Annotated in this window: 19 protein-coding genes; 7 read left to right on the plus strand and 12 right to left on the minus strand. The window is 66.9% G+C overall.

Annotated features, from left to right (window positions below):
- Positions 1–101 precede the first annotated feature (101 nt).
- The 12 genes from E8A74_RS25945 to E8A74_RS52690 form a co-directional block, all read right to left on the minus strand.
- Positions 102–1,034, minus strand: coding sequence for a hypothetical protein (locus tag E8A74_RS25945; protein ID WP_136931758.1), 933 nt, complete (start codon positions 1,032–1,034; stop codon positions 102–104).
- Positions 1,031–2,545 (minus strand): YifB family Mg chelatase-like AAA ATPase, encoded by a 1,515-nt coding sequence (locus E8A74_RS25950; RefSeq protein ID WP_136931759.1) that lies wholly within the window; start codon positions 2,543–2,545, stop codon positions 1,031–1,033. Before E8A74_RS25950 ends, E8A74_RS25945 begins: the two co-directional genes overlap by 4 nt.
- A gap of 74 nt (positions 2,546–2,619) precedes the next feature.
- Positions 2,620–2,958 (minus strand): hypothetical protein, encoded by a 339-nt coding sequence (locus E8A74_RS25955; RefSeq protein ID WP_136931760.1) that lies wholly within the window; start codon positions 2,956–2,958, stop codon positions 2,620–2,622.
- Between the two features lie 71 nt (positions 2,959–3,029).
- On the minus strand, positions 3,030–3,431 hold the full coding sequence (locus tag E8A74_RS25960; RefSeq protein WP_211365450.1) for a DUF6573 family protein: 402 nt from the start codon (positions 3,429–3,431) through the stop codon (positions 3,030–3,032).
- Positions 3,428–4,558, minus strand: coding sequence for a vWA domain-containing protein (locus E8A74_RS25965; protein WP_170229369.1), 1,131 nt, complete (start codon positions 4,556–4,558; stop codon positions 3,428–3,430). Before E8A74_RS25965 ends, E8A74_RS25960 begins: the two co-directional genes overlap by 4 nt.
- A 42-nt stretch (positions 4,559–4,600) precedes the next feature.
- On the minus strand, positions 4,601–5,746 hold the full coding sequence (locus E8A74_RS25970; RefSeq protein ID WP_136931762.1) for an AAA family ATPase: 1,146 nt from the start codon (positions 5,744–5,746) through the stop codon (positions 4,601–4,603).
- Positions 5,747–5,822: 76 nt separating this feature from the next.
- Positions 5,823–6,788: a hypothetical protein gene (locus tag E8A74_RS25975; RefSeq protein ID WP_136931763.1), complete on the minus strand. Its 966-nt coding sequence runs from the start codon at positions 6,786–6,788 to the stop codon at positions 5,823–5,825.
- Between the two features lie 101 nt (positions 6,789–6,889).
- Positions 6,890–7,570: a hypothetical protein gene (locus E8A74_RS25980; protein ID WP_136931764.1), complete on the minus strand. Its 681-nt coding sequence runs from the start codon at positions 7,568–7,570 to the stop codon at positions 6,890–6,892.
- The gene (locus E8A74_RS25985) at positions 7,554–7,841 is read right to left on the minus strand and encodes a hypothetical protein (protein ID WP_136921306.1); all 288 of its coding nucleotides are present in this window, start codon (positions 7,839–7,841) and stop codon (positions 7,554–7,556) included. Before E8A74_RS25985 ends, E8A74_RS25980 begins: the two co-directional genes overlap by 17 nt.
- A 92-nt stretch (positions 7,842–7,933) precedes the next feature.
- The gene (locus E8A74_RS25990) at positions 7,934–8,134 is read right to left on the minus strand and encodes a hypothetical protein (protein ID WP_136931765.1); all 201 of its coding nucleotides are present in this window, start codon (positions 8,132–8,134) and stop codon (positions 7,934–7,936) included.
- 143 nt (positions 8,135–8,277) lie between these two features.
- Positions 8,278–8,442, minus strand: coding sequence for a hypothetical protein (locus tag E8A74_RS52685; protein WP_169508096.1), 165 nt, complete (start codon positions 8,440–8,442; stop codon positions 8,278–8,280).
- A gap of 212 nt (positions 8,443–8,654) precedes the next feature.
- Entirely contained in the window at positions 8,655–9,314 is a 660-nt protein-coding gene (locus E8A74_RS52690; protein ID WP_170229370.1) for a JAB domain-containing protein, read from the minus strand.
- A 129-nt stretch (positions 9,315–9,443) separates the two neighbouring features.
- Between E8A74_RS52690 and E8A74_RS52695 the strand changes: the two genes are divergently transcribed.
- From E8A74_RS52695 to E8A74_RS26025, 7 genes are all read left to right on the plus strand, one after another.
- Positions 9,444–10,382 carry a DUF1016 N-terminal domain-containing protein gene (locus tag E8A74_RS52695; protein WP_170229371.1) on the plus strand — a complete coding sequence of 313 codons (939 nt, stop codon included), beginning with the start codon at positions 9,444–9,446 and terminating at the stop codon, positions 10,380–10,382.
- A gap of 422 nt (positions 10,383–10,804) precedes the next feature.
- Complete coding sequence (locus E8A74_RS26000; RefSeq protein ID WP_136931819.1) at positions 10,805–11,032, plus strand: helix-turn-helix domain-containing protein; 228 nt, start codon at positions 10,805–10,807, stop codon at positions 11,030–11,032.
- The gene (locus E8A74_RS26005; RefSeq protein ID WP_136931767.1) at positions 11,029–16,383 is read left to right on the plus strand and encodes a DEAD/DEAH box helicase; all 5,355 of its coding nucleotides are present in this window, start codon (positions 11,029–11,031) and stop codon (positions 16,381–16,383) included. The genes E8A74_RS26000 and E8A74_RS26005 overlap by 4 nt, the downstream gene beginning before the upstream one ends.
- Complete coding sequence (locus E8A74_RS26010; protein WP_232379747.1) at positions 16,380–19,211, plus strand: helicase-related protein; 2,832 nt, start codon at positions 16,380–16,382, stop codon at positions 19,209–19,211. Before E8A74_RS26005 ends, E8A74_RS26010 begins: the two co-directional genes overlap by 4 nt.
- Before the next feature lie 2 nt (positions 19,212–19,213).
- Positions 19,214–23,791, plus strand: a complete 4,578-nt coding sequence (locus tag E8A74_RS26015; protein WP_136931769.1) for an Eco57I restriction-modification methylase domain-containing protein — start codon at positions 19,214–19,216, stop codon at positions 23,789–23,791.
- Complete coding sequence (locus tag E8A74_RS26020) at positions 23,781–25,787, plus strand: chromosome segregation protein SMC (RefSeq protein ID WP_136931770.1); 2,007 nt, start codon at positions 23,781–23,783, stop codon at positions 25,785–25,787. The genes E8A74_RS26015 and E8A74_RS26020 overlap by 11 nt, the downstream gene beginning before the upstream one ends.
- On the plus strand, positions 25,784–26,560 hold the full coding sequence (locus E8A74_RS26025) for an HNH endonuclease (protein WP_136931771.1): 777 nt from the start codon (positions 25,784–25,786) through the stop codon (positions 26,558–26,560). The genes E8A74_RS26020 and E8A74_RS26025 overlap by 4 nt, the downstream gene beginning before the upstream one ends.
- The last annotated feature ends 177 nt before the right edge of the window (positions 26,561–26,737 follow it).

Genomic DNA, 26,737 nt, shown 5'->3' on the forward strand with positions numbered 1-26,737 from the left:
CCGAACGGGTGCGCACACTCATGCATCCGGGAGCCGAACAAGCGGCACAACCGGACTCGGGCTGCCTTACAGCAAGTGTTGTTATTCGGCCCCGACGTCGCTCACGTCGTTCCGCGTAGCCGCTCGACGAGCGCAAGGGCCTCGGGGATGCGCCGATCCCGCTGGCGGTCGTCGAGGAGATCGTCCACGAGGTCGAGCAGCTCCGGCGCCGCGGCGACGAGCTCCGCAGCCCCCTCGACGGCCTCCGCGACGAAGTGCTTGTTCTGGTCGAGGATGACCTGCCTGTCGGCGCAGCGGTAGGCGACGTGCCAGCGGACCTGCGGGGGTACCGTGGTCACGTCGTTCTGCTTGCTGGTGGGCGGCGCCAGGGTATCGGCCTCGTCCGAATCGCCCGGACGCACCGTCTTTTTCTTGAGCTCCTCGGCGTACGCGCGGAGAGGACACGACTTGGTGCAAGGCGTGTTCGGCGGGGCATTACAATCCGGGCACGGCTGGTCCGGCCACACGCCAGTCTCGATGGCCACGAGCCTGTTCTGTCGCGCGCTGCCCTTGACGTACATGTCTGGGCGGCAGCTAGGACATTGGCAGGTCCCAGGCTCGTGCGCGGGAGCAGGTGCGCTCTGCACGAGACCGCACCTCACGAGGCGCGCCCGCGCTTCGCTTCTCGTGAGGTCCCGATCTTCTGCGACCCAGAAAACCAGCGTGTTCTCGTCCCAGGTCGGGTCGAAGAAGATGGGCGCGTCGTCGACAAGAACGTCGCGGCTCTCCTGCTCATCGCCCAAAGCTACGCAGATGGTGGAGGCCAGGTAGACCTCCCGCGTGTTCTCATGCTCGATGAGGCGGTGCCCGAGCTCGACGCCCGGGAGACGGCCCAGGAGCTTGAAGCCGTACTTCCCCACGGCGTCGGTCTCGAACTCTGCGATGAAGCGCTCGCCGGTGGTGGGTTTATCCCGACCGCACAAGACGCAGTTGCCGTGCGCGTCCGCGGTGGCGAGATGTCGTCCGCCCCGCAGGCAATCGACAATGGACATCATGTGACGAGCGGGGCGGCGTTGAGGGCCTCGGCGATGTGATGGGCCCGGACGGCGTCGCTGCCGTCGAGGTCCGCGATCGAGCGGGAGACGCGCAGCACCTTGGCGTGGAGCTCGGCCGAGAGCCCGAGCCGCTCCACGGCCTGCCCCAGCATGCGCTGCCCCTTGTCGTCCGGCTTCGCGACGCGATCGAGGTCCGCGAGGCTGAGCCGGCCGTTCACCGCCTCGGTGACCACGAGCTTCTCGAAGCGGTTCTTCTGCACGTCCCTCGCCTTGACGACGCGGGCGCGCATGTCCGCGGAGCACTCGCTGCGGCTGCCCTTGAGCTCGTCCCCGGACAGGATCGCCTTCATGTCCATGCGGTCGAACACGGCACCGCGCAGCCGCTCGCGGTATGCCCGAATGCGCTCCGGCGGGCACTTGCATGTCCTGTCCTTCGTGCGGTGGAAGCCGCACGGGCACGGAAGAACCGACGCGACGGTGAGCGGTCGGGCCGGGAAGACCACGCGGGTCTGGCGCTGGCAGATGACCGATTGCCCGTCCTTGAGCACGCCATCGAGCACCGCGAGCGTCCGCTTCTTGAACTCCAGCAGCTCGTCCAAGAACAAGACGCCGAGGTGCGCGAGCGACACCTGCCCAGGTCGCACCGGAAGGCCGCCGCCGACGAGGCCCACCTCGCTCACCGTGTAATGCGGCGCCTGCAAGGGCCTCTGCGTGAGGAGCCCCTGGGAGGTGTGGAGCAGGCCCGCCACCGAATGAATCGACGTAACCTCGAGCGCCTCCTCGCGGGTGAGCGGGGGCATTACCGTGGGCAGGCGCCGGCAGAGCATCGTCTTCCCCGACCCAGGCGAGCCGATGAAGAGTAGCGGATGGAGGCCGGCAGCCGAGATCTCCAGGGCACGACGGCCGGCCACGAGACCTTGGATATCCGCGAGATCGACTTCCGCGAGCGGAGGCGCTTTCAAGAAGTCACGCGCGAACTGGAGCTGCCCCGCGCCTCGCAGCGAGCCGACCACGTCCTGCAGGTGCGCCGCGACCTGCACCTCCATGTGCTGCACGCTCGACGCCTCGGGGCCATTGGACCAGGGCACGATGGCGCGTGACATGTCCTTCACCCCGAGCAACGCCGGCAGAACGCCGCGCACAGGGCGCACGGCGCCGGTCTGCGCGAGCTCGCCGACGATGACCATGCGCGCAAGCGGCTTCTGCTCGAGGGCCATGAGCAGCGCCGTCGCCACGGCGAGGTCGAGCATTCCGTCGTTGCGGGTGCCGGCCGGGGAGAACTCGACCTTGACCTTGTAGCCGTCGAGCCACTTCCCAAGCCTCGCAAGCGCGGATAGCACGCGGGCCTTGGTATCGCGGACGCTGGCCTCCGCGAGGCCGATCAGCTCGACGGTGCTCGATCCTGCCTCGATCGTGACCACGATGCTGACCAGCGTGGCGACGAGACCCGTGAGCGCGATGGACAAAACCTCGCTGCGGAGAGGTTTCTCCGGCAGGGGATTGGTCCCCATAGTGGTCTCCTTTTTGGGTGATTGAAGCGGAAGGAAGAGGGCCCGGAGGCGTGATGCCCCCGGGCCCGTCGTGGTCAGAGGTCCCCGGACTCCTGCTTGGACCCGCCGGTGCTCGCCGGCTCGCCCTCGGGCGGCTCCTGCCCGCCGAGCTTGCCCTTCTCGATGGCGCTCCGCAGCGCGACCGCCACGTTCGGCATGATGAGCTCGACCTCCTCGGCGAAGAACTCCGTCTCGGCCCGCGTGAGGCGCACGCCCCGCCACTCCTTCCGCCCGCGCCGCTTGTCAGCGGGCAGCTCGTCCTCGTGGATGTAGACGTGCCCGTCGCTGGCGAGCGCGAACGAGGCCATGCACTCCTCCACGCGATCCTGCTCCTCGGTCTCCGCGTTCTTCGTGGGCGACTGCTTGGACGACATGTGTCTCCCTGAAAAAGCGAATGCGGCGCACGGAAGAACCGCACGCCGCATTGTTGTTGTTGGGTTTTCGCTCAATCCTCTTCGGGCAAGAGGATCGTGATGACCGCCTCGCCGTCGTCGCCGGGGCCGATGATGGCCTTCAGCTCGACGAGAGACGGTTCGATCGCGTCCGTGACGACATGCAACTCGTACCGGATTTGAGCTTCATCCGGCCGTTGCAGGGCGGCGCATCGGAACATCCAGAGGATGTCCCAGAGCCGGCCGGTCTCGTCGTTCCCCGCCTTCTCCGCGGCCGGCGACAGCTCGACGTACTTCTCCCAGACGGAGCGCGTCAGCGCCACCGGCGCCTTGATTCCAGCCTGCTTCGCGAGCTCAGTGACGTCGACGAGCGTGCCGTCTTCGAGCGCCTGCGCGCGGCTGTAAGCCGCAATCAGGACAAACTCTCCACCGATATCGTCACCTTCGTCGCTCACGTTGCCCCCGCGAGCAGCGTGATGCTCGAGCCCTTGGTCATCGCGTTGTCGTTGAGTTCGGTATACTGCGCAGCCTTTTTCCGGAGCGGCGAGTCCTCCGAGATGGAGCACTCGATCGCCACCGTCCAGAGCCGCGCGCCGATGCTCGACGCCGCGTCGACCGACTTCTTCTGCTCCTCCTCGTTCCGGTCGATGCCGTCCGTGACGAGGATGATGTCGGCGCCGTGCTGGCCCTTCTGCGCGAGCGCCTTCACCTGATCCACTGCGACGCCGAGGGCCAGGCTGATTGCCGTTCCACCGCTGAGGAAGTGAAGGATCATCTTCAAGACTCCAGCGCTGTCGTCCGGCTTCACGATCTGGACCACGGTCGAGGTCGCGTAATGCACCACGGCCACGGGCCGCTTCTCCTCCGAGGCGACACGGGCGAGCGCCACCGCAGCGGCCTTCGCCCACTCGTTCCGGATCCCGTGCATGCTGCCCGATTCATCGAGCGCGAGCACAAGCGGCCCTTTCGACTTCTTCGTCGTCCCCCGGACCGCATACTGCGCGGCCCGGCGAGAGGCGATTCGCTCGAGGGTCACAACCTCGAGCTGGGAATCGGTCAGGAGCACCGTCTCCGACGGCAGAAGCCGGGCGACGTCATTCCCCTGCTCGACCGAATACACCTCGCCCGAGACCCCGTGGGCCTTCGTCGCGTGCGCGCCGCGCAGCGAGGCAAACATGCGACCGGCCAGCCGAGCAATACGCTCGACCCGATCCATGTCCCCCTGTGCGGTCTCGACCTCCCGCACCTGCGCCCAAGCCGCGGCGAGGTCCCAGCCGAAGCCATCCGAGACGTGCCTGGCCTGCTTCGCCTTCTTGTCGAACGCCGCCCACTGCTCACGAGCGGCGCTTCGCATCTCGAAGGCCGAGGCCCCCTCCGGGACGTCTTTCCCCGCCTTCCAGAGGAGATCGAACGCGTAGGCTGCCCCGACCTCGTCGAGCGCGAGGAAGGCCATGTGCTCGGGCGGCACCGTGTCGCGCACCGCCTCCGCGAAGGTCTTTGCAGGGGGATCCCTGCCCAGACCCACGATCGCATTCCAGAGGTCGCCGGCCTTCTCCGCGTCTTCACGCGAAGCCTCTTTCAAAATGAGATGCCGGCGCCTCGCTTGCAGGAAGGAGCCCATGGCCTACGAGAGCTGGTAGCGCTTCGAGAGGTCGCCCGTGAGCGCGTCGTGGGCCTTTTTCAGCTCGTCGAGCTTGGGCTGGATGCGGGCATGGGCGCGGCGCGACACGCCGTTCTTCAGCATGTCCTGCACGCGTTTGCCCGCCTCCGTGACCTTGTCGGCGAGCTGCGGGAGCGCCGCCTGATACGCCGCCGTGTCGGTGGGCCGATTGGCGTACGCCTTGAGCGCCTCGTCGACGACATCGATGGCCTGCGCGACGACGGAGCGGTCCACCGTCTGCAACACGGCGACGACGCGCGCACGGTCCTCGGGCTTGTTCCAGAGCCCGTACTTGAGGACCGAGAGGTGATCGAGCTCGACGGCCTGCGCGTCGTCGAGCCACGCCGCCGCCTTGAGCACGCGCGTGAGTGCAATCCAGCGCCGGTCCGAGAGGACCAGGCCGTCCGCCTTGAGCGCCGTGCGGAGCCGCAACATCTCCTCGACGACGCGCTGGGGCAGCTCGACCCGCTGCACCTCCTTCGCCGCCGCCTCCCACTCGGCGAGGCCGATCTGCGCGGCGGGCTTGTACTCCGGCGGCGTGGCGACGAGGTTCATCCAGGTGGCGTCCGCCTGGACGTACTCGACCACATCACGCAGGAGGAAGCGGTCGTAGATCGCCGCGAGGATCTCCTCCTCGGGCAGCTCGTTCGACGCGCCGACGAGCAGCCGCAGGGGGATCGGCTGTCCCTTGTAGAGCCGCTCGTTCATCGCGCTCAGGAAGGCGTTGAGCACGCTGTCCGAGCCCTTGAACACCTCGTCGAGGAAGGCGCACTCGACGGCCGCGAGCCGGCCATCCAGGTTCCTCTCCCACAGGTCGTTCTTCAGCGCCGAGAGCTTCACCGGGCCGAAGTACTCGTCCTCGGTGCCGAACTTGGTGACGAGGGTCTGAAACTTCCGTGCGTCGGGGAACGACGCCAGGAAGCCGAAAAAGAGCGCGCTCTTCGCCGTGCCCGGAGGCCCGACGAGCAGGGCGTGGCTCTGCGAGAGCGCGGCGAGGATGATGCACTCGATCGCGTCCTCGCGCTCACGGAAGGCCGCGTTGAGGCCGTCGCGCACGGCACGGAACCGGGCGCGGACGGAGCCGATGTCGATGGATCCGTTTTTCTTCATGCTGGTTATCCGCAGGTGGAAGAAGTCGCGGCGCCCGCCTCGGCGTCACCCGAAGCGGGGCCGGTTTGTCGGAGAATCAGTCGGTGATGGGCACCGTGAACGAGGGCTCGCTGGGCACGCCACCACCGCCACCACCGCCCGCGAGCTGGCGCTGGAAGCTGTCCTTGAGCTCCTTCACCTTCGTGGTGATCTTGTCGGAGACGCCCGCGAGCACGCCGCGATAGAGCTCGGCCTTCGCCACGAGCTCGTTGCAGAACTGGACGCGCCGGGTGAGCGCGTCCTGCCGCATGCCGTCGGTGGTCGCCTTCTCGAGGTCCTTGAGGAGCTCGCCGATGTCGGCCTCGAGCGCACCCTGCGCCGCCGACTTCGCGGTGGCGAGATTGTCCGGCGCGTCGTGCATGACGATGGTGATCGGCTCGACGCGCAGGTCCTCGAGCGCCGGCTTGAGCCGCTGCCACCGCTCGCACGAGGAGGGCGGGAGCAGGTACATGCCGCCGCGATTGCGAAGCGGGACGCCCGAGAGGGCCTTCACCATCGCGACGAGGGCCCCCGAGATGTCCTTCGTCTCGCAGTGGGCAATGAGGTGGTTGGCTTGCGCGGCGATGTTCTCCGCGTGCGCCATGGCCTCCTCGAGCCCGGGGGCACCATCGGGCGGCAAGGAGACGACCCTGCTCGAGGCGAGAGCGACGCGGCACCGTGCGCCGCACGGGTACTGGTCGCCAGCCTCGCCCCCGCCGCTCCTCCGCACGTAGATGCCGAAGGACGCGGGGGTGTCGCCGTTGGGGTTGGCGAAGGGCTGGACGAGAATGCCCGAGGGGCGCTTCACCTCGCCAGCGGCGCGGGAGAGGGCCGTGGCGGGGTCGACGTCCAGGATGAGGTGGTCGAAGCCCTCGGGCTGGAGGAGCACGCGTGCGCGCTCGCGGGAGACATTGATGCGCTCGGTATTCCACCCGACGATGTCGCCGATATGGCGTCCACCGGCGGCGGCCATCTTGCGCTGCGCTTGACGGATGTCGGCGACAGCGCCGTTCTTACCTGCCATGGAATTGGTCCGGAGATAGGACGCAATGCTGTGCGCACGCGGTCCGGAGACGGGAGGCGCCGAAGACGGTGCTCGTCGCGGCGCCGTGTCGAAGGCGCGCTCTATGTGAAGAGCGCCATGGAGACCACCTCATCGCCGAGCGGAAAGGCCGGGCGGCGTGGCCTGGGCGGGGGCCGCGTCACCTGCTGGACGACAGGCGGCATGAGGTAGACGTGCAGCCCGAATGCGATGTCCTTCGGGGCCACGGTTTGCGAGACGAAGTTCAGGCCCCCGCGCCCGTTCTTCCAACGGAAGTGGAGCCCATCGTTGTCGAGCCAGGCGACGAGATCGTCGTACTGTCTCGTAAGAACCCCGGCCACCTGTACAAGGAATGGGCGGGGCATTCGGACCTCGAATGCCCGGACCACGTGGAAGGCGATGAACTTGTTCCCCGCGTCGGCGAGGAGTGGGCCGAGCAGAAGGAGCGGGTCGAGGTAGATCCGATCGCCCTGCCACACAGTTGTCGAGGCGAGCCGGCCGGCGGCGGAAGACGCGCGCCGGCTCATCTTCTCCACGTGTTCGGCCCGGAGCGCCTCGACGCGCGGGTGAAGAAGCGCCTGGAGCTCGGGCGCGATGTGCTGGTCGAGCTTGCCGATGAAAGACCGGAGCTTTTCCGGCTCCACGCCGAGGACAGGCGCGAGCTGATCGCCTTCCTCTTCGAGATACCAGCTCAGGCTTTTCGTATTCGGCTTGGCCAGGCGCAGCACGCGCCCGAGGTCTTCCAGGCTAGGCCGCCTCGGCATGCACGAGCTCGTGCTCGGGGAGCACCGGCTCCGGGCGGTCGAAGTCCGGCGGGGGCACGGGGGGCTGGCCGGGCGGGCGCTTCGCCTGTGTGGCGAGGGCCTTGAAGAACTCCATGTCCGGCGTGTTGTTCTTCGCCGCCCGCGCGATGCGCCGGGCGACCGTGTACGGGTTCATGGAGCGCGGGACGCGCAGCTCGGTGATGCCGAGCGAGAGGAAGAGGCGACGCTCGGCGAGCGTGCCATAGCGGAGCACGCGACCATTGACGCGCATGATCGTAATCCTTTCCGGAAACAAGAGGGCGCCCCGGAGCACGGCATTGCATGCCAGCGAGACGCCCTGGTCGACGGATGACGGAATGGGTTTCAGCGATCCCAGAGCCGGCTGGGTCGCCACGGCGGCGGCTCCTCATCGTCGTCCTGGATGAAGAGGTGCCGCTGGTGCGGTGGGACGTGCGGGCCTGGGGAGTGGTGGCCGTACGGCGAGGCCGGCCGCGTCGGCGCGTGCCGGAAGGCCAGCATCGCGACGGGCTGGTTGCGATCGACGAGCACGATGCCCGTGAACACGGAGCCGTCGGAGCTGACGAGCTCGACGCCGGGCGGCGGTCGGGCCGCCTCGCGGAGCCAGTCGATCGCCTCTTCGGCGGAGGGGCCGAGGTTTTTCAGACGGCGCCGCAGTTCTTCGAGGAGAGCTTCGCCGAGAACGTCGGCTACGAGTTCGAGGGCCAGATGGCCTCGGTCACGACGGCGAGGACGACGCCGGCGACGAGCGCGGCGGCGCCTTTCTTGGCGCTGTCATTGCCGAGCACACGCTTGATGAACGAGGTGCCGGGGTTCTCGGGATTCGACGGGGCAGCGTTGGGCGTGAGGGGCATGGCTTCTTCTGGATACCTTTCCGAGTTGATTGGAACGATGGGGCTCGTCAGCCCAGGCAGACGGTGATGATCTGCGCGACCATCGTGATGACGGCCGCCGCGATACGCAGCGCCTTGCTGACCGCTTTGGGGTCACGAAGGAAGCGAGAGAGACGGGACATCACAATGACCTCCGGGGTGATGGGTTTCCCCAGATTATTATCTCCGCGATATCACTGTTCTTGCGTTGCGCGGCGGACCCATTCATCCGCGACGAACGAGCTGAAGCGGCCCGATGCGGCGACGATGATGTGGTCGACGAGGGGCATTCCGATGAGATCTGCAATCTCCTGCACGCGGACGGTCAGCTTGATGTCCTCGATCGACGGGTTGTGATCGCCGCCCGGATGGTTGTGGACGAGCACGAACCCGGACGCTGCGAGTTCGAGCGCTGCACGCAGGATGTCGGAGGTGCGGACCGCGAGGGCGTGAAGGCCGCCGCGGGCGATCATCCTTGCGCCGCGGAATTCGTTCTGGCCGCTGAGCGCGATGATGTGCATCTCCTCGTGTGCCAGATGTCCGAGCCGGGGGCGGGCCCATGCGGCAACGTCGGCAGAGCAGGTGATCTTGGGCGCGCTCGCGCCTTCGATCAGTCTGCGGTAGCCGAGCTCGAAGGCGGCGGCGAGGCGGGTGGCCTCGTCGAGGGTGAGGCCGAAGCGCTCGGTGAGCGCCAGGGGCGTGAAGCGGGCGAGCGCGGGGAGGCTGCCGAGGGATTCGAGCAGATGGGCTGCGACGCCGGGGCGTCCGAGCACGAGGTCGATCAGGTTCTCGGTGGTGGACTGCTCGATGTGGATGATGGAAGCGATGAGAGGAGCGTCAGGCGAGCCTGTCACGGATACAGGGCCTCCTTTCCGATGCCGTGGCTCTTATCTCCGCGGTGTTCACGAGTTTTCCCAGGACGGATCGAGAGCGCATTCAGGCGACCGTCGGAAGAACCGGTACAACCACGTAGGGGGCACCACTTGGCACGAGCAGGCGCGTGGCTAAGCTGCCGAGGATCAGGTCAAGAGGAGAAGCTGATGCCGAGGTACACCGCTGCCGCCGAGGTGGAGACCACCGTCGACGAACAAGCACAAGCCGAGGAGATGGCCCCCGAGCTGCGCGAGCGATGCGACAAGGTTCGGAAGGCGCTCGCCAAGGCGGGTCCCCAGGACACCCGCGCCCGCTACCAGCTCGGGGAGCTGGTCAAGGACGCGATGACTGATGAAGAGAAGTACGGCAAGAAGGCCGTGGCTCAGATCGCGGTCTCACTAGGCTACGATGAGAAGACGCTCTACCGATACGCGCAGGTCGCCAAGGCTTGGTCCCTCGACGAGCTCAACGAACTGCTGAAGCGGTCCTCGAAGACCGACATACCGATCGGCTTCTCGCACCTGCTCGAGATCGCCGGCATCGACGACAAGCGGAAGCGTAAGAAGTACGTCAACCAGGTACTCAAGGAGGGGCTGTCGGTGCGGGAGCTCAAGGTCCGCATCACGGCTGAGCGCGTGGCGTCCGGCGAAGAGCCGGAGATCGACACGCCGAAGACCCTGAGTGGCATGCGCTCCGCGTCCAAGAACTGGCTCGGGCGCGTTCGCGACTGGGAGGAGCGCCTTCTCCCCGCGCTGAACGAGGCCCCGCCTCCCCCGGAGGTCCGTGCGAAGTTCGAGGAGATGCTCGAGCAGCAACGTGAGCTCGTGAAGCGACTCCAGAACGTCAACGAGAGGCTCGACTCCTGGCTCGGCGCGCCGCCCGCCTCGGCGGAGCAACCGACGCTCAAGGATGCACAGGAGGACGAGCTGGAGGAGGACGACGAGGCGGAGGCCAGCGTGGATGCAGAGGCTCACGACCACGCCCAGGCCGAGGACGAGGAAGAGGCCGAGGAAGAGGCGGCTGCACCCGAGCAGGCGAGAACCGCGTAGGCAGGGGCGAAGAAAGTCGCGACGTCGCGACTTTGTTGACCGGCAATTCCTAGCCAAGGCCGGTGACTGCGGGCCCGGCAGGGCATGGCGAGCACAGCGATCCAGTGGTGCGACGACACCGTCAACCCGACGATGGGTTGTGACGGGTGCGTGCTCTGAGGCCCGCAGCGCAAGAGCTGCTGCGCCAGCATCTTCCACGAGCGTAAGCAAGGCAGCAACCTGGCTTTGCCCCCGTCTTCGCCAAGCCGCTGGACCTCGAAGAGGTATCGGGCTCGGCAACGCCGCTCCGGTTGTTCCAGTGCCTCGCCGAAGGCTGACGCGCCGCCCTAACCGACTCTCTCCGACTCTCCCCAGCTCTTCCAGACGCCTCCCCCGTGCTGTACCGTTGCATGGGCAGGCGTGTGCCTATGGAGCAGCTCAAGATGCCGGAGCCTTGGTCCTCGGTCGACGAGGTCGCGAAACACTTGGGAGTGGCGCAGGACTCGATCTATCGCTGGATCGAGGCGCGAGGACTCCCAGCGCACAAAATCGGTCGACTCTGGAAGTTCAAGCTCTCGGACGTTGATGGGTGGGTTCGTGCCGGGGGCGCGGAGGGCGGCGAGAAGGTCGCCTCGAAGAACAGGACGAAGGCGAAGCGGGGGCGTTCATGAGCGGCAAGAGCATGGACGTCTTCTCGTTGAGAGACTCGATCGTCGCCGAGTATCGCAAGTTCGCCACCTCGTTCACGACGATCCACGCGGACGACATCCGCTCACAGGTCGAGGCGCTCTACGCGAAGGGGCGCTTCTGGCCCGATCCGCTCATCCAGATCAACCCGAGCTACAAGCGCGGGGCGAACATCGAGACGCTCATCGCGGGCAGCGCGCTCGCCCCTGGAACCGCTGAAATCTTCCGCGCCGACGGCGCTCCGCTGAGCCTCTACAAGCATCAGGAGCAAGCCATCGCGCTTGCCTCGCAGGGCGAGAGCTACGTCGTCACCACCGGCACGGGTTCGGGCAAATCGCTTTGCTTCTTCATCCCGATCGTAAGCGCGGTGCTCGCTGAGAAGCGCGGAAGTGCGTCGAAGCGCACGCGGGCGATCATCATCTACCCAATGAATGCGCTGGCCAACAGCCAGCTCGAAGAGCTCGACAAGTTTGTCGCGAACGTCCAAGGCGAGCGACCCATCACGTTCGCGCGCTACACCGGGCAGGAAGACAGTGAAGAACGGCGTCGCGTTGCCGAGAATCCGCCCGACATCCTGCTGACGAACTTCATGATGCTCGAGCTCCTGATGACTCGCCAGGACGAGCTCGATCGTAAGGTAATCGGCAACTGCGCCGGCTTGCGCTTCCTCGTGCTTGATGAGCTGCACACGTACCGCGGGCGCCAAGGCGCCGACGTCGCGCTGCTCGTGCGGCGCGTGCGTGAGCGCTTGTCGCCTGAGAAGCTCCAGTGCATCGGCACGTCGGCCACGATGGCCAGCGAGGGGAGCGCGCGCAACAAGCAGGAGGTCGTCGCGGGCATCGCCTCCAAGCTGTTCTCGACGACGGTGGACCCGAGCCACGTCATCATCGAGGAGCTCGAACGCGTCACCGACAAGTCGAGGCGCGCAGAGTCCGTGAAGAGCGTGCTCGGCGCTGCGATCGACGGGGGACTCCCCTCTAACATCTCCGACGACGGCCTTCACAACCACCCGCTCGCCATCTGGACGGAGACGCGACTCGGCATCACAACCACCGACGCGAACCCTGCGTGGCATCGCGCGCGCCCACGAACGCTCGACGAGGCGGCGCGAGAGCTGGCCGCCGAGGCGGGCCGCGATGAGGAGGCGTGCCGTGCAGCACTTCGGACGCTGCTCCTAGTGTCGAGCCTGCCCGAACGTGATCGAACCGGAGACCCATCCGCCACGCACCGCAGCTTTTTCGCCTTCAAGCTGCACCAGTTCATCTCGGGCGCGGGGCACGCCTTCGCGACCTTCGAGCCGCCCGGCAAGCGCTCGGTCACGGTCGAGGGGCAACAGTACCTTCCCGGCGATCCCGATAAGCGCCTCTACCCAGTCCACTTCTGCCGCGAATGTGGGCACGAGTACCACCCGGTCCGCTTCGTCTCGGACTCGGGCGAACGCGTCTTCCTGGCCCGCGACATCGACGACGCCGCGCCGGCGAAGACCGACGACGAACCGGAGAGCGACGAGGACGAGTCACCCGACCGCGAGGTCTTCGGCTTCCTCACGCTCCACGCCCGCGACCCAGAGTTCACCTTCGCCGACCGCGAGGAGGACTACCCTGAGACCTGGCTGGACTTCGATGCCGCCGGCAATCCTCGCATCAAGAGCCACTACCGCAGCGCCCGTGCGCGCGAGGTCATCGTCACGCCCAACGGCAAGGTGGGCTCCGGCGCAAAGGCCTGGTTCATCCCCGGCCGCTTTCGCTTTTGCCTTCGCTGCGGGGCGACGCACAGCACCTCGGCGCGCGACCGCACGCGGCTCGCATCGCTGTCCGCTGAAGGTCGAAGCTCAGCTACGACGGTGCTGGTCGCGAGCGCGCTTCGCTGGATGCACGGGCGTGACTCGGGGCTCACTACGCACACGCGCAAGCTGCTCGGCTTCACCGACAACCGGCAGGACGCCGCGCTCCAGTCTGGGCACTTCAACGATTTCCTCTTTGTGAGCCTCATCCGCGCTGCATTTCTCAGCGCCCTCGATGTGGCGGGCGACAAGAGGCTCCGGAGCGACGAACTCGGGGCCGCGCAACAGCGCGCGCTTGGCTTCGACCGCCCTGCGCCGGAGCTGCGCAGTGAGTGGCTCCTCGAGCCGACGCTCAAGGGCTTCAACCTGCAGGAGGCCGAGAGCGCGCTCCGGCAAGTTCTATCGTACCGCGTGTGGTTCGATCAGCGTCGAGGCTGGCGCTACACGAACCCGAACCTCGAGCAGCTCGGGCTCGTGAACGTCGAGTACCTCGGTCTCGACGACCTGGCCTCCGATGAAGAGCTGTTCGCGGCGGCGCCGGACGTCCTGCGCCTCGCGTCGCCCGCCGTGCGCAAGTCGGTCTACCTCGAGGTGTTCGACCACCTGCGCAAGTGGATGGCGATCCGCAGCCAGGTGCTCGACCCGACCGTTATCGAGCAGATGCTGCAGAAGTCCCACAGCCGGCTTCGTGCGCCGTGGGGATTCGGCAACGATGAGAAGCCGCGTAAGGCGCGCTGGCTGCTCATCTCGCCGCCGTCGCGCAAGAACACGAGCTTGCGCGACGAGGACCTCATCGTGCGCGGCGGCTCGCGCAGCGCGCTCGGGAAGACGATCAAGTCGTCTCGCGGCTCGCGAACCCCGCAGGAGCCCGATGGGCGCAAGCTCTGGGATAACCCCTCGACGGTGCGTGCCCTCAAACCCGAGTACTTCGACACGCTCATCGAGGTGCTGCTCAAGGCGGCCTGCACGCACGGGCTCGTGTCCGAGGAAGTGACGCCCTTCGGCGACCAGACGGGGTTCCGCCTAAACGACGCCTGCGTGCTCTTCAAGCGCAGCACTCCCGACATCGATCCGAACCACCCGAACGAGAACGCCTTCTTTCGCGACTTCTATGCGAACCTCGCGGTGACGCTGCGCGAGCCGATCCATCCGCTCTTCGGCTTCGAGGCGCGCGAGCATACCGCGCAGGTCGACGGCGAGAAGCGTGCCGTACGCGAGAAGCGGTTCCGCTTCGGCATGAAGGAGCGGGAGGAACTCGGCTCCGACGAGAAGCACCTGCGCGAGATCGGCGAGGCCAACCGGTTCCTCCCGGTCCTCTTCTGCTCGCCGACGATGGAGCTCGGCGTCGACATTTCCGCGCTGAACGCGGTCTACATGCGCAACGTTCCGCCTACACCCGCGAACTACGCGCAACGTAGCGGTCGCGCGGGCCGCAGCGGCCAGGCCGCGCTGGTGCTCACTTACAGCTCTTCGCAGAGCCCGCACGACCAGTACTTTTTCCGCGACCCAAAGGCGATGGTGCACGGCGAGGTCCGCCCGCCGCTCCTCGACCTCGCGAACCGCGACCTTGTCGAGAGCCACCTGTCCGCCGTCTGGCTCGCGTGCACGGAACTGCCGCTCGATCCGTCGATCGCGGAGCTGCTCGTGCTCTCGGAGACAGGGCGCCCGCTCAAGAAGGACGTGAAGGTGCCGATGGCGCTTCCGAAGGTCGCCGAGGAAGCCCGTCGTCGTATTCGGCGCGTGCTGGACCTCCTCGACGAAGATCTCACGAAGGAGCTTGCCCCCTGGTACCGAGAGCGTGGGCGCGACGTGTTCGCCGACGAGGTCGTCGAACGCGCGCTCACGCGCTTTGAGCAGGCCTTCAACCGCTGGCGTTACATCTTTGCCGCCGCCGAGCAGCAGCGCGACGCCGCGCGCCGCACGATGGACGACTACTCGGCACCGCAGAACGAGAAGCGCGCGGCGCAGGGCCGTCACGCACAGGCCATCGACCAGCTCAATCTGCTCCAGTCGGACACGCGGAACTTGAACAGCCCGTCGAGCGACTTCAACACGTACCGCTACCTCGCGACCGAGGGCTTTCTACCCGGGTACAACTTCCCGCGCCTTCCGCTGATGGCCTACATTCCCGCGACCAACGATGGGCGCGGGCGCCAGACGTACCTCCAGCGACCTCGTTTCCTCGCGCTCTCCGAGTTCGGGCCGAGGAGCCTCGTGTATCACGAGGGCCGCGCGTACCGCGTCGTGCGCGCGATGCTCTCGCTCAACCAGCAGGCGAGCGCCACGGCGGACGTGCGCCTCGCCACGAAGACCGTGCGCATCTGCAAGGCGTGCGGCGCGGGGCACTGGAACGACGAAGCGTCGATGTGCCACGCGTGTAGCGCGTCGCTCGGAGATGCGGAGATCGTCAACCACACATACCGCATCGAAAACGTCTCGACGCAGCCCGCCGAGCGCATCACCGCGAACGACGAGGAGCGCCAGCGCCAGGGCTTCGAGCTGCAGACGACGTTCGAGTGGGCCACGCGCGACCACGCGCTCGACGTCCGCAAGGGCGTCGCCCTCGACGAAGAGGGCGAGATTGTGCGGCTTGCCTACGGACCGGGCGCCACCATCACGCGCCTGAACAAGGGCCTGCGCCGCCGGAAGAACCGCACGCAGCTCGGGTTCATGATGGACCCGGTTTCGGGCTACTGGGCGAAGAACGAGGACGAAGGCGATGACGGCTCTGATCCGACGGCGTCGCCGCGCCAGTGGATCGTGCCGAGCGTGCAGGACCGGAAGAACGCGCTGCTGCTCCAGCCCAGCGATGCCGAGCTCTCCCAGGCCACGCTGACGACGGTGCAGCACGCGCTGCTGCGTGGCATCGAGGCCGTGTTCCAACTCGAGGAAGGCGAGATCCTCGCCGAGCCGATGCCCCAGCGGGACGCGCGCACGGGCTTCCTGTTCTACGAGGCGACTGAAGGCGGCGCCGGCGTGCTCACACGCCTGGTCGCCGAGCCCGAGAGCCTCGCCGAGGTGGCGCGCGAAGCGCTCGCCATTATGCACTTCGACCTGGCGGACGGCCTGCCCTCGACAGTGACCACGTTCGTTGACGCGCCCGGTGGCGCGTGCGTCGCGGCCTGTTACCGCTGCGTGATGTCGTACTTCAACCAGCCGGACCACGAGCTGCTCGACCGTCGCAACGAGGGCGCGCGCGGGCTCCTACTCCGGCTCGCGGGAGGAAGGCTTACCGGGCTCGAAGCGCCGGTTTCGCGGCGTCCGACCGAGCCTCCTCACATGCCTGCGGGCGGCGACCTCGCTTCCGCGTGGCGCATCTACGCTCACGGGCGCGAGCTTCCGTCACCAGATTCGGAGCCCCTCTTGATCGATGAACAGTCCGTTACGCTGGTGTGGCGCGGCCACTACGTCGCTGCGCTCTTCGCGCAGAACAGCGTGCTTGCAGCGAAGCTGGAGAACAAGGGCTTCGAGGTCGTTGTCCTCGGTGAGAACGAAGAGTCATGGGCCGAGCCCACGTCGTCGCTCGCGAAGCTTCTCGGGAGGCCGGCGTGAGCACGACGGCAACGACGCCGCCGCCCTCGAACGCGCGGTGGAGCCCCGGCAGCCTTGTGCGCGCACGCGGTCGCGAGTGGATCGTGCTCTCCGGAAGTGACGCCGAGGTGCTACGCGTTCGTCCGGTCGCGGGCTCGGAGGAGGACCAGACCTCCATCCACCTCGCGCTCGAGGCGACCCCGGTCGCCGACGCCTCCTTCCCGAAGCCCGAGCCCACGCAGAAGGCTGGCCACGATGCGGCGCTGCTCCTGCGTGACGCGCTCGTGCTGTCGCTTCGTCGCGGCGCCGGGCCGTTCCGCAGCTTTGGCCAGATCGCCATCGAGCCGCGCGCCTACCAGCTCGTGCCGCTACTCATGGCGCTCAAGCTCGACCCCGTTCGGCTCCTGATCGCCGACGACGTCGGTGTTGGAAAAACCATCGAAGCAGCGCTAATCGCGCGCGAGCTGCTCGACCGTGGCGACGTTGAGCGCTTCGCGGTGCTGTGCCCGCCGCACCTCGTGGACCAGTGGGTGACCGAGCTCGAAGGCCGCTTCCACCTACGACCGGTCGCAGTGACCGCAGCGAGCGCGGCGCGCCTCGAGCGCAACTTGCCGCCGAGCGAGAGCATCTTCACCACGCACTCGCACACGGTCGTCAGCCTGGACTACATCAAGGGCGAGCGCCGTCGCGCAGAGTTTCTACGCGCGTGCCCCGAGTTGGTGATCGTCGACGAGGCGCACACATGCGCGTCGACCGGTCAGGGGCGGCACCAGCGCTACGAGCTGCTGAAGGGGCTCGTCAGCGAAAAGGCGCGCCACCTGGTGATGCTCACGGCGACACCGCATAGCGGTGACGAGGACGCCTACTTCCGACTGCTCGGGCTCCTGCATCCCGACTTCGCGGCGCTGTCGGACGCGGCGGGCGACGAGCACAAGAAGCTCCGCGATCGCCTTGCAGCACACTTCGTCCAGCGCCGACGCCCGGACATCGCCGAGTGGAAGGAGGGCAACCTCTTCCCGCGCCGTGAGACCAAGGAACTGACCTACAAACTCACGGGCACGTGGGAACGCTTCTTCGACGCCGTGCTCGACTACTGCGCCTCTGTCGTTGCGGCAGCCGGGGAAGACACGAAGAAGCAGCGCCTCAACTTCTGGGGCACGCTCGCCCTCATGCGTTGCGTGGCTTCTAGCCCTGCGGCCGCCGTCCAGGCACTGCGCACCCGAGCGGGGCTCGAAGAAGAAGTCGCCGAGGACGACATCGAAGCACGCGTTTTCGACGGAGCCGCCGACGCGCTCCCGGACGACGACGTCGAGCCGCCCGCAGCGTCCGAGGAGAAGGCACTCGCGGCGCTCATCACGCAGGCCGAGGAGCTCACCGGACAGGCCGGAGACCCAAAGCTAAAGATCCTCACCGACCACGTCGTCGAGCTGGTGAAGGAAGGCTTCAACCCGGTCGTCTTCTGCCGCTACATCGCGACGGCCCACTACCTCGGACAGCACCTCGCCACGAAGATCAAGGACGTCGCGGTCGGCGTCGTCACGGGTGAGCTGACCTCGGACGAGCGCAAGGAGAAGGTCGAGTTGCTCGGCGACGCCGAGCGGCGCGTCCTCGTGGCCACCGACTGCCTCTCCGAGGGCGTGAACCTTCAGGACCACTTCGATGCGGTCGTCCATTACGACCTCTCGTGGAACCCCACGCGCCACGAGCAGCGCGAAGGCCGCGTCGATCGCTTCGGGCAGAAGAGCGGCGTGGTGCGCGCCACGTTGATCTACGGAGCGAACAACCCGGTCGACGGCGCAGTGCTCGAGGTCATCCTCAAGAAAGCCGACAAGATCCGCGAGGAACTCGGCGTGCCGGTGCCGCTGCCCGACGACGGGCACACGCTGAGCCAGGCGCTCATGAAGGCCGTGCTTCTCCGTAATCGCGAGCGCGAAGGGAAGCGTCAGCAGGCCTTTGCGTTCGTCGAGATGGACGAAGCAAAGGCCATCGAGACCCGCTGGCTCGATGCGGCCGAGAAGGCGAAGAAGAACCGTACGGTCTTCGCACAGCGCCGCCTCAAGCCCGAGGACGTGCTGCCCGAATGGAAGAAGTCGCTGGCTGTGCTCGGTGGCAAGGAGGACGTGCAGCGCTTCACCGGCCGCGCCCTCGCTCGTCTGGGTGGTGCGCTGGAGCCCGTAGGCAGCTCTGGACGTCGAGGCTTCAAGACGCCGCTCACGGCGCTCCCCGAGGACGTCCGCGAACGTCTCGATGTCGAAGGGCTCGTAGGCTCGCTGCTCATCGATTTCGAGTACCCGCCCGCGCCGCGTTGCCGCCCGGTGCAGCGGAGCCACCCGCTCGTCTCGGTGCTCGCCGAGACGCTTCTCGAACGCACCCTCGGGAACGTCGCCGGTGCCGACGTGAATGATCCGGGCGTACTCGGAAGGGTCGGATGCTGGGTGGCCGAGGTCGTTACGTCGCGCACGTTGGTGGCGCTCGTGAGACTGCGCCACCAGCTCACGTCGCAGCGAGGCCCGCAGGCCACGACGTTGCTTGTCGAAGAGGCGACGGCCATCGCATGGACCGGTGGTCCGAGCTCGCTTGAAGGGCCGGACGCGCTCGCGCTGCTCTCGCCCGTTCCCGCTTCCGATCCTCCCGCGCACGTGCGCGAGCGCGCGGTCACGCAGGCGCTCGGCCAGCTCGACACCCGCATGTCGGAGCTCGATGCGTTCGCGGAGCGGCGCGCACAGGCGCTCCTCGCTGACCATCGCCGCGTGCGCGAAGCCGCTGATGCTCTCGGTCGCTACAGCGTGAAGGCACTTCTTCCAGCGGACGTCATCGGACTGTTCGTTCTGCTGCCGAAAGTGGACTGAACATGGCAGCAAAGCGAAAGACCCGAGCCCGTGAGGCCCAGCTCGCGTTCGAAGCGCTCTCGATCGAAGGCGGCCTCCTCTCGCCCGAGTGGCTCTCGAAGGTCGCCCAGCTTCAGGCGGGAACGCAGGCCGAAGCGGACTATCGCATACATAAGGGCCTCAACCTCCGCGACGAGATTGGCCGCTACTGGCGCATCGCGCAGGCCCAGTGGGCCGACTTCAAGTCCGGCCGTGACGCGAAGGCCGACCCGAAGGCCGTCTCCGAGCGCTTCGTGCCCGCGCTCCTCCGCGACGCATTCGGCTTCACGTCGCTCGCGGCAGTGGAGCCTGCGCGCCTCCAGGAGCGGACGTACCCCATCGGGCGCGCAGCGCTCGGCGGGCGTGTGCCGGTCGTCATTGCTCCGGCCAACAGCGGACTGGACTCGCTCTCGCCGTCGTTCGGCGACGGCAGCCGTCGCCGTAGCGCCTTCGGTCTCGCGCAGGAGTACCTGAACGCCCAGGAAGGCGCGCTCTGGGGTATCGCCAGCGACGGCTCCGCCCTGCGCATCGTGCGCGACAACGCGAGCCTCACGCGCCCCGCGTGGATCGAGGGCGATCTCCAGCGTATCTTCACCGAGGACCGCTACGCCGACTTCGCTGTGCTCTGGCTCCTCCTCCACGAGACGCGCTTCGGCCGTGAAGGGCAGCCCGTCACCGAATGCGCGCTCGAGGTCTGGCGTAACGCAGGCCGCGAAGAAGGCACACGTGCGCGCGAGCACCTTCGACGTGGCGTCGAGGAAGCGCTCGTTGCGCTGGGCCAGGGCTTCCTTTCGCACGCGGAGAACCAGACGCTACGCATCGACCTTCAGAACGGCACGCTGCCGGTGAAGGACTACTTCAACCAGCTCCTGCGGCTCGTCTACCGGCTCATCTTCCTGCTCACGGTCGAAGAGCGCGGGCTGCTTCACCCCGACGGGACGAGCGACGCAGCGAAGGCGCTCTACGCCCACGGCTACGGTATCCGGCGCCTGCGCGAGCGCTCGGTGAAGCGCAGCGCCCATGACCGATTCTCCGACCTGTGGGAGGCGACCAAGGTCGTGTGCCGTGGCCTTGCTGCCGGAGAGGCGCGCCTCGGTCTACCGGCGCTCGCGGGCATTTTCGCGGCGAGCCAGTGTCCCGCGCTCGATGCCGCGAAGCTCGAGAACCGCGCGCTGCTCCTCGCCGTTTTCAAGCTCGCGTGGCTTCGCGAGGACGGCAGCCTCTCGCGCGTCAACTGGCGCGACATGGGCCCCGAGGAGCTGGGCAGCGTCTACGAGAGCCTCCTTGAACTCGTTCCGCAGATCGCCAAGGACGGACGGCAGTTCGGCTTCGCCTCTGGCGGTGAGACCAAGGGCAACGCGCGCAAGACGACGGGGAGCTACTACACGCCAGAGAGCCTCGTGCAAGTGCTGCTCGACAGCGCGCTCGAGCCCGTCATCGCCGACACCATCGCGAAGAACCCGGCGACCCCGGTTGAGGCGCTGCTGGGCCTATCGATCGTCGACCCGGCTTGCGGCTCGGGTCACTTCCTCCTCGCGGCCGCGCGCAGGCTTGCGGCGCAAGTCGCGCGCCTTGAGGCGAACGGCACGCCCTCGGCCGCCGAGTACCGGCACGCGCTGCGGCAGGTCGTCGGACGCTGCATCTTCGGCGTCGACCTCAATCCGATGGCCGTCGAGCTGTGCAAGGTCGGCCTTTGGATGGAGGCGGTCGAGCCGGGCCTGCCGCTCACGTTCCTCAACTCGCACATCCAGCACGGCAACGCGCTCCTCGGGACGACGCCGGAGCTGATGGCAAAGGGCATCCCCGATGCGGCGTGGGACCCGATCGAGGGCGACGACAAGAAGACCGCGAGCGCGCTCAAGAAGCGGAACAAGAAGGCCGCCGAAGGACAGCGTTCCCTCGACACGCTGTGGACCAAGACCGCCGACACCGAGGCGCAGGCCGTCACGCGCGCGGTCACCGAGCTCGATGCGGCGAGTGATGCGAACGTCGAAGCGCTCGCGAAGAAGGAGGAGCGCTGGGACGGCATCTTGGGCTCGCCCGAGTACCGCCACCAGAAGTTCGTGGCCGACGCATGGTGCGCCGCGTTCGTGTGGCCAAAGCAGCCGGGCGAGCTGACCGACGCCACGCCGACGAACGAGCTGTGGCGCCAGCTCCGTGATGGGCAGGGCAAGGCGCCTGCACTCACGACGAAGACGGTCGGTGAGCTCGCGGACCAGTACCGGTTTTTCCACTGGCACCTGCAGTTCCCGCAAGTTTTCGCGAAGGGCGGTTTCGATGTCGTCCTCGGCAACCCGCCGTGGGAACGCGTGAAGCTGCAGGAGCAGGAATTCTTCGCGTCACGCAGCGAGGAGATCGCGAAGGCCTTGAACGCGGCGGCCCGCAAGAAGCTCATCGCGAAGCTGCCCGATGAGAACCCGCAACTCTGGGAGGAGTGGAGCACTGCGAGCCGTAAGGCCGAAGGAGAGAGTCATTCGATCCGGCAGTCGGGTCGGTATCCACTCTGTGGCGTCGGAGACGTCAATACGTACGCGATCTTCGCGGAGCACAACCGTTCGCTCCTCAGTCCCAGAGGGCGAGCTGGGTTCATTGTCCCCAGCGGCATCGCAACGGACGACACGACCAAGGAGTTCTTCCGCTCCCTAGTCGACGAGCGATTCCTGCGATCGCTGCTCGACTTCCAGAGTGGTCCTGGCCTCTTCGGGGAAGTTGGCCATGCCAGGTTTAAGTTCTGCCTCTTGACGCTCGGCAGAGGCGAGGCCCCCGCCGACTTCCTGTTCTTTGCGCGAGGCGTAGAGGAACTGGCCGATCCAGAGCGTCGGTTCTCTCTCAGCGCTGAGGACTTCGAGCGACTGAACCCGAACACGAGAACGTGTCCGACATTCAGGTCGAAGCGCGACGCAAGGCTCAACCGCGACATCTACCGTCGGAGCGGGGTGCTTTGGCGCGAAGACGTGCCCGACGGAAACCCGTGGCGTCTCCAGATTCGCACTCGCCTTTGGCACATGGCTGAGGATGCGTCGTACTTCCACACGAAGACTCAACTGGAGTCGGAGGGCTGGGAACGGCACGGCAACAAGTACTCGCGGGGCACGACGGAAATGGTCCCGCTGTACGAGGCGAAGATGCTGCACCACTTCGACCATCGATATGGCGACTATGCCGACAAGCTCGCGTCGAGCGAAAGCACCAGTCTTCCCGACGTACCGATCGAGCGTCTTGGGGACGCAGACTACTCACCGCTGGCCCGTTACTGGGTGGACGGCGCAGAGGTTCGCGAACGCCTCGCTGGGCTTTGGACGCGAGGATGGCTGGTTGGGTGGCGCGATATCTGCCGAAGCACGGACGAGAGGACGATGGTCTCGTCGCTGCTGCCGACGACGGCAGTCGGCAACAAGTTCCTCCTGTTGTTCCCGTCGGTCGAACCGAGTCTTGCGGCGGCTCTGTACGCGAATCTATGTAGCTTCATCTTCGACTACTGCGCGCGACAGAAAACAGGTGGCACGAGTCTCAATGTCTTCACGATGAAGCAGCTTCCGGCGCTGCCGCCCTCTGCCTACGAAGCGGCCCCTTCGTGGGCAGGGGGAATGCGTGTCGTCGATTGGCTCGTGTTGCGAGTTCTGGAACTCACGTACACCGCATGGGACCTCGAATCGTTTGCTCGTGACCTCGGCCACGACGGCTCGCCGTTCCGCTGGGACCCGGAGCGGCGATTCCTGCTTCGATGCGAGATGGATGCCGCCTTTTTCCACCTCTACGAGGTGGCCCGCGACGACGTCGAATACGTGATGGAGACGTTTCCCATCATTCGCCGAGACGATGAGAAGGCCAACAACGGCGTCTACCGAACGAAGGACGTGGTCCTCGCGATTTACGACGAGCTGGCCGAGGCCGAGCACTTTGGCAAACCGTACCAGACGCGCCTCTCGCCACCACCTGCCGACCGCAGCGTGGCGCATCCGGCACGCGGTGGCGGGAAGGTCATCGCGTTCCCGAGTCGCCCGGCGGCCCGGCCGCAGCCCGAAGTTCGACCGGCTGCAGTCGCAACCACCGCGGTGGTGCCGGACCTCGCCGCCGTTGGTGCGAAGGCATGGGAGCGACCGCACATGATGGAGCGCGGCGAGATCCAGGCCGCCATCCTCGCGGTACTCAAGGCGAACGGGGCACCGATGGATCGGCGACAAGCTCGTCTCGCCGCGCTGCTCTGCTTGGAGCCGCACCTTCTCGCTCCCCAGCTCGACAGGACTGAGAAGGCCCAATGGGCGAGTGTGATCGGGCCTGACGCGAAGAAGGCAGCGACCGCCGCGATCGACGCTACGACCCAGGAGTGGGGGGCCGCGCTCACTGGCTTGCGTGGCCGCGGGAGGTTGCTTGAGGACCTACAGCAGAACACTTGGGCCCTCGGCACGGGCACCGAGGCCATCGACACGAGCGGCTGGCCCGAAGGGCGAGCGGGCTTCGTGGTGAACGTGCTGCGTCGCCTCCAGGAGTCGATGCAGGTGAACGCGATCATCCTCAATCTGCCGACGCCCATCCGGCAATGGTTGGAACATGCAGCGTGAATTGTTCAAGCCACGGGAACTGGACGTGAAGCCGACCGCCACGAACGGGCCTCGGCTCTGGTTCAGACGGCTCGTCATCTGGGGCGAGCCGGACGCCAAGCCCATCCAGGACATTGAGTTCGGGCCCGGGCTCAACATTATCTGGTCGCCCGATCCCGCCGACCGCAGCGCGCGCGACGACGGCGAAGTCCCTCCGGGCCCGGGCCACGGCGCGGGCAAGACGCTAGTCTGTCGCCTCTTGCGCTACTGTTTGGGGGAACCGCACTTCGCTTCCGATGTGCTGCGAAGCAAGATCAGCAGCGCGTTCAAGGATGGCCGCGTCGGAGTAGAGCTGATCGTTGACGGTGCTGAATGGGTTGTCGTGCGCTCGATCGGCGTGTTTGGGCATGACGTCGTGCTTGAGGGCGGAACGCTCGAAGCGGCTGTCTCGTCGAACACCGCGCCGACCGGTATTGCGCCGCTCATCGACATGCTCGTCGAGCGCTTCCTGACCGCAGACGTTGCCGCACTCGTCACGAAGTCCCGCGAAGGCGAGGAAGAGACGGAGGCTCAGCGTCGGGCATGGCTTTTCGCCATTGCGTGGCTGACACGTGACCAGGAGTGCCATTTCGGCAAGGCGACGGAGTGGCGCGCGGCAGCCTCCGAGTCCGGCTCGCCCGCTCGTCGACTCTCAGTAGGCGATGCGAACAACGTGGTGCGCGCGCTGCTCGGCGCCATCACCCCGCGCGAACACAGGTTGGAAGCCGAGGTGGAGAAGCTCGGGAGACGGCGAGAGGACGAGGGTCGCGGCATCGAGCGGCGCCGGTGGCTGATCGAGCAGTCACTCAAGAGGATTTTGAGGGCGGTCGAGCTTGAGGGAAAGCCGCTTCCCGAGGGTGATCTCCTCGGCCAGTTCTTGCGGAACGCGGCACGCGTACGCGTGGCGCAAGTTGCCGTCGTGGACGCGAAGGGCGAACTCGCGTCAGTGGACGACCTCGAGGCGAAGTACGAGAGCGAACGAAAGGAGGTCGAACGGCTTGAGGCCGAGCTCTCCAGCGCGGAGACCAAGCGGAGCACCGCCGAGGCAGTAGCGAAGCAAATCGCGAGCGAAACGCCCGGCCTGACGGCGAGCCTCGACGAGGCGGAGATACCTACGTGCCCCGTCTGCGAGGTGCCCATTGACCGCGTTCTTGCGGAGGGATGCAAGCTCTCGCACAAACTGCCCGATGTCGAATCATTGCGTCAGCGACAAGAGAAGAACCAGCGGGACTTGCGTGACAAGAAAGCCGAGCAGGCGGCTGCAGAGGAAGCGCTCAAGCGTCTCGGACCCCAACTCAAGGCGGCTACAACGAGGCGCGACAAGGCATGGGCGGATCTTCGCGCTGCGAGGAGGCAGCGTGATGCGCGGACCGAGGTTTGGTACGCCGCGAGGCGGATCGGCGACGACGTCGGCGACCTTGAGAAGCTGCTGACCGAGAACGCGGAAGCGGAGAAGACGCTCGCCGACATCGACACGACCCTTAAGCAGCGACGAGAGGCCGCCGGGGCAGAGCGCGACCAGCATGGCCAGGTCTTCGCCCGCCTCGGGCAGCACTTCGACCCGCTCGTGCGACGGCTCCTCGGCCCCAAGTCAGAGGCCACCGGGCGAGTGCAGCACGACGGAAACGGCCTGAATCTCGTAGTCGAGTACGGCGGCGAGCGCTCGACGCCCGCTATCAACTTGGTGAAGGTGCTCGCCTTCGATCTCGCGACGCTGTGTCGGAGTATCGAGGGGGCGACCAAGCTCCCGCCGCTGCTAATTCACGATAGCCCACGCAGCTCCGACCTCGGACTCAGCATCTACCACGAGCTTTTTCACGTAGTGCGGGAGCTGGAGAAGGCGGGCTCCGGCCCGCAGTTCCAGTACATCGTGACGACTACGTCGCGTCCCCCGGACGACTTGGTTGGTGACAAACGTGTGCGGCTCAAGTTGAACGGCTCGCCCGCAGAAGCTCGACTTTTGCGGCGGGACCTATGACGACAACGCTCTCGCCGATCATCGCCTCGCGTCTCGCTAAGGCGGCCACGGACAACGGCTTCGACCAGGAGTTCCAGCGCGAGGGCGACTGGCTCGTCTTTGCGAGCACGCAGTGCCCGCTTCGGGTGTGGCTCGGAGCGTTCGGTGCCGCCGTCTTCCTCGCGGCGTTCTCGCAGCAAAACGTCGCACGTGCCCTCGGCGAGTACGGCACGCCCATGGCTGCGCCGCTTCCGAAGGGCGCCATCGCTGGGCGCACGGTCCCGGACGTGCCCGCATTGCATCGGCTCCTTCGTCGCGCCTTCCAGCTCTCGAAAGCGCTGCCGACAGAGCTGCTTCACACGTTCGAGAAGCAGATTGCAGCCTTGCCGAAGAAGACCGAGGCCGAGCACCTCGTGGTTCAGCGCGTCGGCCAGAACCTTTTTCGCGACGGCTTGCTCGACCTGTGGGAGGGGCGGTGCGCCGTAACCGGGCTCGCCGTGCGGGAGCTTCTCCGCGCGAGCCACATCAAGCCGTGGGCCGATTGCGAGACCGACGCCGAGCGGCTCGACGTCTACAACGGCATCCTGCTCGCACCGCATCTCGACGCGGCTTTCGATCGAGGCTTCATCACCGTCGCAGACGACGGCGCCATCGTCGTGAGCGACACGCTCGGCAGCGCCGCCCGCGCCACGCTCAGTCTCGACCAGCCCCTTCGCGTCCGTGGACTCGCGGACGGGCATCGCTCGTACCTGCCGTGGCACCGAGAGCGGGTGTTTAAGACGGGAGGTGCGTGATGCTCGTGGACTACACCGTCGCACGGGTCTGCCTGTATGCTCAACCGCTGGTGAGCGAGCGCCCTAGCGATCACGTCCTCCTCCCCGTAGCGGGATACGCGCGTAGCCCATGCCGCGGGCTCGGTTGTCCTGGGCCCGTCTGAGCCCGCGTCCGTCGCGTCCCTGAGACGATGTTGC

This window comes from Polyangium fumosum (assembly GCF_005144585.1).
Classification (GTDB): domain Bacteria; phylum Myxococcota_A; class Polyangia; order Polyangiales; family Polyangiaceae; genus Polyangium; species Polyangium fumosum.